We start from the raw sequence: 11,217 nt of genomic DNA, 5'->3' as shown, positions 1-11,217 counted from the left end.
TTAACGGTGATCCCAATTCATTTCGGCGGCGCCAATATGCAAATAGAAATGCGCTTGGCAAAAGCCCAAAAACCCTACTCCACAGCTTATATTACGCTTCCATTGAAGTTAAAGTAAGATTCGTCTTAGGGTTTTCTTCATTGAACAAATCAGGCGATTCCCGTTCGAATCCCATTGTTTCCACATCCGCAATCTCGCCGAAAATTCCCAACGATTACAAAGCAAATAGCTCTCCCTTTCGAGCCACCCCGAGTTGCGGCTTCCAATATCCAATGCTGCGCCGGTAGCTACACCAATACCTTTGGCAACACAAACCCAATGCGAGCCCAGCCGGAAAACCCCAAGCGCAAGCCTAGGAAGCCCAGCCCAGGCCACACGATTTCCTAGGGATAACGATCGCCATCAAGCCGCCGAAATAGCCTCCCCAAGCCCCAACATCGATGCGAAAATAGGCGCGAATCAAGTCAAACGTTTTCGGTTATTTCCTGCACGTTCATTAGCCGGACATGACACCAAAAGCTCGGGTGTTCGACGAGCGCCGCGCGCCATGCGCACACTTCCAGCCCAGGCCCCCGCCCCAGAGATTGCAAAGTAATTCTGTGCACAGAAATAGATTATAGCAATCAAAGCGCGCAGCAGCTCTCAGCAACTACGCGAGACCCACACCCCGACCCCCGCCCCCAAGCTTCCCCACTAACCGGCCAAAACCACCCGCCGCAGGATCTCCATGGGAATAGAACCCTCCGCCAGCGCCGCGGCGTGGAACTCTGCGGCGGTGCGTCCGGCAGCCAGGGCGTCGTCACGCAATTCCTGCCATAGGCGCTGGCCGAGGGCGTAGGAGGGCGCCTGGCCCGGCCACCCGAAATAGCGGTGCAGCTCAAAGTTAAGGTTGGCGTCGCTCATGGCCGCATGCTTGCGCAGGAAATCGCGGGCGTACTCGAAGGACCACTGCCCGCCCTCCGGGGTCTGTTTAGACAGGTGCACGCCGATATCCAGCACTACACGGGCGGCGCGGAGCCGTTGGGCGTCGAAAAGCCCCATGCGGAAGCCGGGGTCGTCGAGGTAGCCGAGCTCCGCCATCAGGGCCTCCGCGTATAACGCCCAGCCTTCGCCATGGCCGGAATTCCAGCAGGCGACGCGCCGCCACAGGTTCAATCGATCGCGCTCGCACATGGCCACGCCTAGCTGCAAGTGGTGGCCGGGTACACCCTCGTGGTAGACGGTGGTCAGCTCCTTCCAGGTATGGAACGTATCTTCGCTGGGCGGGACGGACCACCACATGCGGCCCGGGCGCGAGAAGTCCTCCGCGGGCGGGGTATAGAAAATACCGCCGGTGCCCGCGGGGTCGATGCAGCATTCAATGGTGCGCATTTGAGCGGGGATTTCAAAGTGGGTGCCTTCCAGCTCGGCGATGGCTTGATCGGCCACGCCTTGCATCCACGCCCGCAGCTTATCGACGCCGCGCAGCGTGTAGCGTTCCTCCCCGTCTAGCCGTGCGATGGCTTCCGCAACGTCCACCCCCGGACCATACAATTCGTGGGCGCATTCGCGCTGCTGGGCAATGATTTCGGTAAGGCGGTCGAGTCCCCACTCGTAGGCTTCGTCAAGGTCCACCCGGGCGCCAACAAATTCGTGGGAAAACAGCTCGTAGCGGTCGCGGCCCACGGCGTCTATTGCGGGGGCTTGCGGGGCGAGTTCCGTGCGCAACCACTCGGCAAGCTCCCCGAACGCTTGTTTGGCTTGCGCTATTTCCGGGGCGGGGGTTTCGAGCAAATCATCGAGCATGGTGCCCTCGATCAAAGCATCGAGCTGCTGCAATAGTTGCCCGATCTGGCGTTGTGCGGAAACCTGCCCCTGGGAAGCCGCGAGCCGCAGGGATTCCCGATACCCCGCCACCGCCGCCGGCACCTTCCCTAGACGCTGCCGCACCGCATCGCCGGAGGGCATCAGCAGCAGGGAATCCCGGATCTCCTGCACCGGGGAGGCGATATTGTTCAGGCTCCGCAGCTTTTCGCCGCGCTCATCCAGCGCCACCGCCACGCCGAGCCGGTCGCGCATCACGGCTGCGGTCACGGCGTCGTCCTCCCCGGCCAGCGCGTCCACATCTCGCAGCATCCGCCGCGTGCGTTCCGTCACCGCCGCATAGTGCTCGGGGCTGAAATCCTGCAATTCGCCGTCATAGCCGGCGATGCCCCACGCGGTGGCCTCGATGGGTATCAGCGCCGCTAGGTCGTGCACGTACGCTTCGGCGGCTTGGTCCAGCGCGGTGGGGGTTCGCAATGTAGTCATAACCGCCTATTGTAGGGCTACTCCCACTTGATTCCGGGCGCGCGCCAGGACTCCAACGCCTCGAACAGACCGCTCACGCTATCGACGACAATCAAGGCGTCAATGTATTTGGGCGGAATAAACCCTTCCTCGGTCATTCGCTTCAATGTTTCAATCAGCGAGCTCCAGTAGCCTTCCACGTTGTACAGCACCACGGGCATGCACTCCGGGCCGAGCAGCTGCAGGGTAAACACCTCAAAGAGTTCCTCCAGCGTGCCGATGCCGCCGGGCAGGGCCACAAACACATCGCCCAGCGCCTCCATGCGCTCCTTGCGTTCCGCCATGCTGTCCACCACCTGCAATTCCGTAAGCTTCGGGTGTGCCACCTCCCGGTCCACCAGCGAGGCGGGGATCACGCCGATGACGTCACCGCCGGCTGCGAGCGCGGCGTCGGCAAGCTCCCCCATCAGGCCAATCTTGCCGCCGCCGTACACAATGTCCACGCCGAGCTCTGCCAAGCCTTGGGCGAACTCGCGGGTGGCGTTGACGTATTCGGGGCGGGCGCCGCATGCGGAACCGCAGTACACGGTAATAGCGTTGATTGCGGGAGCCAACGGCTTCACCATGACGCCATCCGCGCGCGCCTCAAAACCCAGCCGGGCGTAGAGTCGACGTGCCGGATTATCGTCGGCGACGGTGAGCGCCAGCCCTGGCCAGCGAACACTGTGCGCGTGCGTTACCAATGCATCAACCAAGCGCGTACCCAGCCCGTTTCCCTGATGCTCCGGGGCGACGTTCACCGTGATCTCGGGCAAAACGCCGCTTATCGACGCCCAGGCAACCCCCGCAACGCTCGCATCATCGAAAGCTACGATCCCGTAATCTCCGCGCTCTGGAATAAATCCTAAGAGACGTGGTTGGCGTGATTCCCGGGTGGCATTTCGCTGTTCCGCTTCCTCGCGCAATTTGGTATCATCGCTGGTCATAGGGCGGATATTCAGGGTGCTCTGCATACCCACCATGCTACAGGTTGGCGGGGGTTGGACCGCATTTATGTACCGAACCAAAAGAAAACCTGAACAAAACTCTTAGCTAAATCAGAATGATCATTACATTCGAGTTAGACACATCGGTCTATACTAGGCCGCATGCAAACTCCGCTCGGCAATCCAGTTTCCGCGGCGGCACAGTGTCTGCACCACATTCGGCAACATCGACTTTCCGTTCGCGCAGACCTCACTGCCGCCACGGGCTTATCACAACCCACCGTTACCCGCGCTGTGGCAGCGCTTAGCAAGATCGGCCTGGTGCGCGAACGCCCAGACCTAGTTCACCCAAACGGGCCTGGGCGTCCGACTATCCCATTGGAGCTCGACGGCGCTGGCAAGACCTTCGCCGGGGTTTCGGTGGACCATTTAGTCACCTACGCAACTTTGGTCGATGCCCGCGGCAACACGATCAGAGATGTTTTGTTGGACAACACCGTGGAGGGGTTGGACCCCGCCTCGATCGTCCGCAAGGCGCTTACCACCCTCGATGGCAACCCCGTTTCCGTAAGCATCGCCGTCATTAACACGCTACCGTTGGATCTCCCTTGGGCCGAGATCATCTCCACTGCCTGCGCCTTGGCGGCGGCGGAAGTGCAAACCGCTTCGCTCGCCGATACCAAGTCCCGCCGCACCCTGGTATGTCACCTGCCCTTGCGTGAATCCACCGCCGCGCTTGCCTGGGCCGATGGCCCGGACATCAAGGAAACCTCCACCCCGCTGCGTTCCCTAGCCGAACTGGTGACCGAACTCCAGCCCACCAGCTTGGTGCTAGCCGGGTGCGGGTTTACGGAGATCCGCGAGAACCGCGCGATTGTGGCAGATAGCGTCAAGAACACTGAGCTGCGCATGATTCCCACGCATCGGGATACCATCCGCATCGCCGCCCGCGCCGCGGCGCTTGGGAAGCTTTATGCGGATCCGTTGCGCACGGTAACATCCGCCAACGCTAACGTGATTCCGCTTTGATTCTGGGCGGTTTCCACGTACTTGGCGGCATGTGGGATAAAGGCAGCTGATTGTTCGGCCGACAATTCCCGACGCACCTTGGCAGGCACGCCGGCCGCGAGGCTGCGTTCGGGAACCTCTTGGTGCTCCAAAACCACCGCACCTGCGGCAATCAGCGCCCCCGGGCCGATCACCGAGTGAGACAAGAGAGCGGATTTCATGCCCACCAGGGTGCCATTGCCCACGGTGGTTCCGTGCAGCAATGCCATGTGCCCGACGGTCACGTCATCCCCCAGCGTGCACGGCGCATCGCCATCGACGTGGACCGTGCAATTATCCTGGATATTCGTTCGAGCACCGATGCGAATCGGTGCCACGTCGCCGCGCAGAACGCACCCGTAGAACACCGAAGAATCCGGGCCGATCTCCACATCCCCGATAATGGTCGCGTTCGGCGCGATCCAAGCCGACTCGTGGATGCGCGGCGTTTTCCCTTGGTAAGCAAGAATCAATGGCTGCATGGTGCCAGTGTAAATTCTAGTAGCCGGTGGCGTGGCAAAACTAACACCCGACCGCACCCCGGTGCCCGAAAAGTTGCTGCCGCCGCCATGGCCGATGGGTTGTACGCAACTGCCGACCTGGGCTGGTCTTTCTATTCTTCATTCGGGGGTCTTACGAAGAAATTCCGGACGAATCTGGCCCAAAAACGCCGCAGCTGGTCTTTCCATTCTTCGTTGAGGCGCCCAATGAAGAAATTCCGGACGATCGCAGGTCAACGGCTGCACACAACCTATCGGCGGAAGCTACCGGGAGGGCAATCCCGGGCAATAGAGTTCGATCTTTCCCGAACCATAGGCCCCGCCGGATCTGCCTCAGGCAGATCTAACAGGGCAAGTTCGGCGTCCTGCGGAAACACCGTCCCTAGCGTCCCGGCGTGTCGAATCTGCCTGAGCGCCGAGCTTGGCGGCCGCTTCACCCCCTCCAAATCACGCCGCCGATGAATCGCCCATCAACCGCCGACCAACCACCCGAACATGATTGACTTTTCCAGTTCCCCACTCCTTGTCGCTCCGCTCCTGTTGGGTTGCACGCTCACTCACGCGGGAGTGTCTATCCGAATCACCGAGGTTGAGGCATATTTGGGCGCGGAGGATGAGGCTTCCCACGCGTTCCGTGGCAAGACGCCTCGCAATGCTGCGATGTTCGGGCCGCCTGGCAGGCTTTATGTGTATAACTCGTACGGAATCCATAAGGCGGGCAATATTGTGTGCTGGCCAGAAGGCACTCCGGGCGCAGTCTTGCTTCGGGCGGGCGAGGTGGTTGCGGGCTGTGACCTGGCTCGCCAGCGACGGAACGATATCCACCCACCAGCTCGCCTAGCGCAGGGCCCGGGGAATTTCGGCCAAGCTTTAAACCTTCTTATCAGTGATAATCACGCCGCCATTTCCCTGGACCCATCAGATCCCAGCCCGGAGTTTTCGCTGGTCTCCCCTGCGGAATCACCGCAGTTTCTTACTGGCCCGCGCATTGGCATAACCAAAAACCCGCTCCCCAAGTGGCGGTTTTGGATTCCGGGCGATCCGACGGTTTCCCGCCCTCGCCGCCCGTAAAGCCCTCGCCTAGTAGTGGTCGTCGATCCGCCGTTGCGCGATGCGCCCTGGGTGTTGGGGCTGGTCATCGGAGTATCCGAGTGACATCACGAGTGCGATCCCACGATCCGAGCGCCCACCGAGGCCGATGGCTTCTTTCACTTTTTCTTCGTCCCACCCGGTTGTCGGGCAGCTCGCCAGCCCCTCGGCCGTTGCCGCGATGAGAGCGAAGCCGGCGAGCAGCGCGGCGTCTTTAAGCGCGGCTTCACGTAGCGCTTGGGGGGTGGCGCCGTCTTTCATGCGGGTGATGGCTGTGAGGCGGCGTTCGTTGATTATCTGCGCCGCGTCTTCCGGCAGCGCTTCCGCCCGCGCCACCGCGACCAAAACCACGGGCGCGTCGCGGAATTGTTGTTGGCCGCTAGCGTTGTAGATGGCTTCTTTGATCTTGGGGTCGCGCACTACCACGAGGTCGCGGAGTTGCAGGTTGAAGGCGCTGGGCGCTTCGAGTGCTTGGGCGACCACCCGGTCCAGCACTTCGTCTGGGATGGGTTTGTCTAGGTAGTTGCGGTTTGCGCGGCGGCGGCTGATCGCTTCGGCGACTGTCAGTGACATATTGTGTACTCTCTTCCTGTTTGGCCCTAGGATAGGCCGTTTTTCGGAATAAGTGTGTCTCGCCACCACCCGCTCGGCAGCCGCCTACCAGAGTGTTTGTGCGTATTCCCAGAGCCACACGCAGATTCCAACGGTGATCAGGACCTGCAGGGTGGCGATGATGGTTTGGTGCTTCATAATCTTGTGCATCCTTTCCTATCAGCCACATTAATAAGTTTTGCCCAATGGTTTTGTAGTACCATATTCCCCCAGGCTGCGATAGTGGTCAAGCACGGGACCAACGTCGCGCGCCAGGTCCGCAATGCTTGCGTTCGCGACGGCGGGGTATTTAAGCACATAGCGCGTCATCACAAGCCCGTACATTTGTGCGCCGATAAGGGCGAGTCGCCGTTCTATGTCGGTGATCTCGAACCCCTCCTGTGCACGCAATAGCTTGATCACCTCCCCGCCGAAGAACTTACGCGCCGTTGCGCGGGATTCCTCGTGGTCGCCGAACCCGCGGAGAAGGCTCAGAAAGGCGGGACCAAAGCTGGATTGTTCCACCGTTTCCAATACTCGGTGGACATACATTTCGCCGGTGAATTCGGGGGTGCTAAAGAATCGCCGGAGCGCCGCAAGCACTTCCGCGACGCCGTCCGCGCTGGGGATACAGTGCATAAACAGGTCTGATTTCGAGCCGAAGTAGTAGTGGATCAGCTTCGGATCTACCTGCGCCCGTGCCGCGATGCGGCGAAGCGTGGCGCGCTGAAACCCGTTTTCCACGAATACCTGCTGCGCGGCGCTTAAGATTTCGCCTTTGACATCCTCGCGGTCAGTTTGCGGCCCTCGTTTGCCCTGCGTTTTTCCCTGCGTTTTTCCCTCAGTCACGGATTCCAGTTTACGTCACACAAATAATTTCTCCCGTTGTGGAAACTACCGTGCTAGGATCAGTTTCATCAACCGACGAAACTCTAGGACCCAACCATGAAAGCAATGATCATCAAGGAAATCCGGGAGCTCGCGCGGGATCGGCGCACCTTAGGGTTGCTCATTATCATCCCGCTCTTGCTGCTCATCGTGTTTACCTACGCGGCGAACTTCTCGGTGGACAAAACCGACGTACTTGTCGCAGGCCCAGGCGCGCAGCACACCAAAACGATCCTGGACAACAACGAGTCCGCCCAGGAGCGATTCAATATCACCAAGGTGGATACCGCAGTAACCAAGGAGGACATCCACGGGCTGCTCCAAGACCGCACCTATAACGCGGTGATCTACGCCGAAACCCCAGATTCCGAGCATGAGGCGCTGAGCGCCCACAATCACATATACATCGACGGTTCGCTGCTGTTTTCGGCGCAATCCGCGCAACAGGCGTGGATCCGCGCCATCATTGAAGACGGCCGCGCCAAGCTCACCGAGGCCCGCGACGCACTCGCGGAAACTCCACCCACCCCCGGCGGCCAACGCCCCCAGCTTCCGAGCACCATCGAAAGCCTCGATCTCGATCAGGTATCCACGGTGATGTTTAACCCCGAGCTCAAAACCTCCTGGGTCCTAGTCCCCGGCCTGATCGGCCTGATCCTCACCTTTATCGGCGTGATCATCACCAGCATCGGCCTCGTCCGGGAACGCGAAGCCGGCACCCTAGAACAGCTCGCCGTGATGCCGTTGCGGCCGTTCGCCATCATTTTGGGCAAGATTTTGCCGTATTTCTTTATGGCGCTGTTCGATATCGTCCTGATCACCTTCGTGGCCACCAAGCTATTCGAGGTCCCATTCGAAGGCAGCATTTGGCGGTTCGCCGTCGTCGCAGTCCTCTTCCTGTTCGTGGTCCTCGGCCTGGGGATCCTGATTTCCTCCATCTCCCAAACCACCGGCCAGGCCATCCAATTGGCCATTATGACGGTGCTCCCCCAAACCCTGCTGAGCGGCCTGATTTTTCCCCTCGACGCGATGGCGGTGGGCGTCCGCTGGATCAGCTATATCCTGCCCCTGACCTGGTTTAACAACGCCGCGCAGGGCATTATGCTGCGCGCCACCTCGCTGGACCAGATCGCCAGCTCCGTGGGTGTTTTAAGCCTGATGGCGGTGGTTATTTTCGGCGCCGCCACGTTACGGATGCGCGCCATTTTGCGCAATGGGGGTGCCACGCGATGATCACCCTGCGGCACTTTACGCTCCGCCATGGCCTGCGCGATTTTTCCGGCTCCTTCGCCCCCGGCACGGTGTCCGCGTTGATCGGCGGCGACGGCGCGGGCAAGACCAGCTTGTTGCGTTACCTTGCGGGGCATTCCGGGCTTTCCGCCCGCGAGGTTTGCTACCAGCCGAGTAGTTCCGGGGTGTGGCAGAACCTTGCTGTGCGCGAGAACCTGCAGTTCGTAGCCGACACCTACCATTTGCGTATCGACGCCGCGCACCAGCGCATCGAGGAATTGTTACGCGCCGCAGACCTCCTCGACGCGCAGCGGGTGATCGGCGGGCGACTATCGGGCGGCATGCGCCAAAAGCTCGGGGTCTGCATGGCGATGTTGCCGCAACCGAAGCTCCTGCTTCTGGACGAACCCACCACCGGTGTGGATCCGCACAGCCGCGAGATCATGTGGCGGTTGATCAAACGGGCGGCGCGAGAAGGCAGCACCGTGATCGTGGCCACCACCTATCTGGATGAGGCCGCTGAATCGGATCAGGTGTTTCTGCTGGATAAGGGCGAATTGCTGGCCGCCGGTACCCCCGCCGAAATCTGCGCCGCCGCCCCAGGAACGTTGTGGCAGCAACCCATCGATGTGGACACCGTCCTGAGCATGGACACCAACCGGGTGTGGCGGCGCGGCACCACCATGTACCGCTGGTCCCCCGAGGAACATGCGCCCGCACCCGCTGGCATGCAACCCGCGGAATTCGATCTTGACCTCACCACCGTGGCCATGCTGTTGCGCAATACCCCCGAGGCACACACCAGGGTGGCAAAGCACGCGGGCTTTCCGGCGGGTGAGCAGCTGATCCAAGTGGCGGAAGCCAGCAAGCGCTTCGGCAATTTCACCGCGCTGCACCGAGTGTCCATCGAGGTGCGCAGCGGGGAAATCGTAGGGCTGATCGGCAGCAATGGCGCGGGCAAGAGCACCTTGATCCGCCTTATCCTGGGGCTGGATCGCTGCAGTGGCGGCTCCGTGACGCTCTTTGGGCAGCCACCCAGCCTGCACACGCGGGCCCGGTTGGGCTATGTCCCGCAGAGCCTTGGCCTTTACCCCACGCTCTCGGCGCAGGAGAATCTGGACTTCACCACCGCCACCTTCCGCGCCCCGAAAGCGATTTCGCAATACAACGGCACGCGGCTCCCCGTGCACAACATGCCCCTTGGCACGCAACGCAATCTCGCGGTGGAATGCGCCCTCAGCCACGAACCGCAATTGCTAATTCTGGACGAGCCGACCTCCGGCATGGATGCGCTTTCCCGCGCCATGTTGTGGAAAACCCTTCGGCATGCCGCCGCGCGCGGGGTGGGCGTGCTTATCACCACCCACTACCAGCAGGAAGCCCTGCAGTGTGATCGATTGATCGAACTAGAAGGCGGGCGCCGTATCCAGTAACAAGGCCCACATGCGGTGGTACTTCGCGCGGAGGCGTTCGTGGTCGGCCGCGGGCAGGGCGTCGAGACGCACTGGCGAGGAATTATCCACCAAATCCGCAACCTTGACCGCCCGGGCGAGCGGGTGCCCGCGGAGCCGCTTGATATAGGAATCGATGTCTTCGGTCTCGCCCCGGGTAAGCAGCTCCACCACCTCGATAACGGTTTCTGGAATGCCAACATCGCGCAGATCCGCGCTGGTCACAACGGTATCCTCAAGCACGTCGTGCAGCCAAGCGGCGGCGCGGGCCTCCTCGGAAGGCGTGATGCCTGCGGTGATGCGCGCCACCCGCTCGGGATGGTGAATATACGGCTCTTGCGCTTTATCCACCTGGTCTGCGTGGGCGGCGCGGGCGACCCGTTCTGCGGTGGCGAGCCAGGTGTTCATCCCGCGACCACCCGGGTGAGCAACCGCGCCACCCGGCTGGGCGAAAGCTTGCGCGATCGATAGAGCAGCTTATCGAGCCGCGATACGCCGTAGTGGATATGCCCCCGGCGCCACCGGTTCGCGGGATGCACGGCTTCCCACACGACGTCGGCAACCTGTTCGGGAGTAATGCGCACGCCGAGCCTGCGTGCCGACGGCGCCTTCACATCCGCCAGCTCCGTCTTCGCCCACAGCGGCCACACGGCGACCACGCGGATCTTATCGCGCGACCACTCGAGGTTCAGCGCCTCGGTAAGGCCCGCCACATAGAACTTCGTGGCGGAATACACGGCGATTCCCGGCTGCCCATAAATGGCGGAAGCCGAACTCATGTTCACAAGCGTGGAACCGCGATGCAGGTAGCGCTTGGCGGCCCGCGCGCCCAGAGTCACGCCGCTGCAATTCACATTGATCTGCGCCTGAACCTGGTCAGGGGTGAGGGTTTCAAGGGGGCCGTCGACGAGCACGCCGGCGTTGTTATCCACGACGTCGATAGTGCCGCCGGTATGCCGCACGAAATCGGCGAGCGCGGCGTCCCAAGAGGCGGCGTCCGTCACGTCGAGGTGGCCCTTTACTAAATTCTTGTGGTGGTAATCCACGGGGTTAATGTCGTAGGCGCCGACCATCCATCCCGCAGCCAAAAACTTTTCTGCCACGGCTCGACCGATGCCTGCGCCCGCTCCGGAAATAAAGACTGATCGCATGGTCCCAGTGTAGGTT

11 protein-coding genes are annotated in these 11,217 nt (G+C 61.3%); 4 read left to right on the top strand and 7 right to left on the bottom strand.

The genetic code is table 11. From position 1 onward, the window contains the following. Positions 1-693: 693 nt before the first annotated feature. Both CCANI_RS00225 and CCANI_RS00220 read right to left on the bottom strand, forming a co-directional pair. Positions 694-2,289, bottom strand: coding sequence for a DUF885 domain-containing protein (locus tag CCANI_RS00225; RefSeq protein WP_146325538.1), 1,596 nt, complete (start codon positions 2,287-2,289; stop codon positions 694-696). Positions 2,290-2,306: 17 nt separating this feature from the next. Then, complete coding sequence (locus CCANI_RS00220) at positions 2,307-3,281, bottom strand: TIGR00730 family Rossman fold protein (RefSeq protein ID WP_146325537.1); 975 nt, start codon at positions 3,279-3,281, stop codon at positions 2,307-2,309. Positions 3,282-3,416: 135 nt separating this feature from the next. Between CCANI_RS00220 and CCANI_RS00215 the strand changes: the two genes are divergently transcribed. Beyond that, positions 3,417-4,283, top strand: a complete 867-nt coding sequence (locus CCANI_RS00215) for a MarR family transcriptional regulator (RefSeq protein WP_146325536.1) — start codon at positions 3,417-3,419, stop codon at positions 4,281-4,283. On the opposite strand, the gene CCANI_RS00210 is transcribed toward CCANI_RS00215, so the two are convergent. Then, positions 4,226-4,783, bottom strand: coding sequence for a gamma carbonic anhydrase family protein (locus CCANI_RS00210; protein WP_146325535.1), 558 nt, complete (start codon positions 4,781-4,783; stop codon positions 4,226-4,228). The two genes, CCANI_RS00215 and CCANI_RS00210, sit on opposite strands and share 58 nt — an antisense overlap. Positions 4,784-5,296: 513 nt before the next feature. Between CCANI_RS00210 and CCANI_RS00205 the strand changes: the two genes are divergently transcribed. Further along, entirely contained in the window at positions 5,297-5,872 is a 576-nt protein-coding gene (locus CCANI_RS00205) for a DNA-3-methyladenine glycosylase (RefSeq protein ID WP_146325534.1), read from the top strand. Positions 5,873-5,881: 9 nt separating this feature from the next. Here the strand turns inward: CCANI_RS00205 and CCANI_RS00200 are convergent, their stop codons facing one another. Together CCANI_RS00200 and CCANI_RS00195 are read right to left on the bottom strand one after the other, a co-directional pair. After that, on the bottom strand, positions 5,882-6,463 hold the full coding sequence (locus CCANI_RS00200) for a nitroreductase family protein (protein WP_146325533.1): 582 nt from the start codon (positions 6,461-6,463) through the stop codon (positions 5,882-5,884). Positions 6,464-6,670: 207 nt separating this feature from the next. Continuing rightward, positions 6,671-7,330, bottom strand: coding sequence for a TetR/AcrR family transcriptional regulator (locus CCANI_RS00195; protein ID WP_186750391.1), 660 nt, complete (start codon positions 7,328-7,330; stop codon positions 6,671-6,673). Between the two features lie 96 nt (positions 7,331-7,426). On the opposite strand from CCANI_RS00195, the gene CCANI_RS00190 reads away from it, so the two are divergent. Together CCANI_RS00190 and CCANI_RS00185 are read left to right on the top strand one after the other, a co-directional pair. Beyond that, complete coding sequence (locus CCANI_RS00190; protein WP_146325531.1) at positions 7,427-8,602, top strand: ABC transporter permease; 1,176 nt, start codon at positions 7,427-7,429, stop codon at positions 8,600-8,602. Further along, entirely contained in the window at positions 8,599-10,032 is a 1,434-nt protein-coding gene (locus CCANI_RS00185) for an ATP-binding cassette domain-containing protein (RefSeq protein ID WP_146325530.1), read from the top strand. Before CCANI_RS00190 ends, CCANI_RS00185 begins: the two co-directional genes overlap by 4 nt. On the opposite strand, the gene CCANI_RS00180 is transcribed toward CCANI_RS00185, so the two are convergent. Both CCANI_RS00180 and CCANI_RS00175 read right to left on the bottom strand, forming a co-directional pair. Beyond that, positions 10,006-10,458, bottom strand: coding sequence for an HD domain-containing protein (locus tag CCANI_RS00180; RefSeq protein ID WP_146325529.1), 453 nt, complete (start codon positions 10,456-10,458; stop codon positions 10,006-10,008). The genes CCANI_RS00185 and CCANI_RS00180 overlap by 27 nt on opposite strands. Beyond that, positions 10,455-11,201 carry an SDR family oxidoreductase gene (locus tag CCANI_RS00175; protein ID WP_146325528.1) on the bottom strand — a complete coding sequence of 249 codons (747 nt, stop codon included), beginning with the start codon at positions 11,199-11,201 and terminating at the stop codon, positions 10,455-10,457. Before CCANI_RS00175 ends, CCANI_RS00180 begins: the two co-directional genes overlap by 4 nt. Positions 11,202-11,217 lie beyond the last annotated feature (16 nt).

Source organism: Corynebacterium canis, assembly GCF_030408595.1.
GTDB classification, from domain to species: Bacteria; Actinomycetota; Actinomycetes; order Mycobacteriales; family Mycobacteriaceae; genus Corynebacterium; species Corynebacterium canis.
Note: the sequence above shows the minus strand (reverse complement) of the source record. Positions and strands in the feature narration are given on the sequence as shown.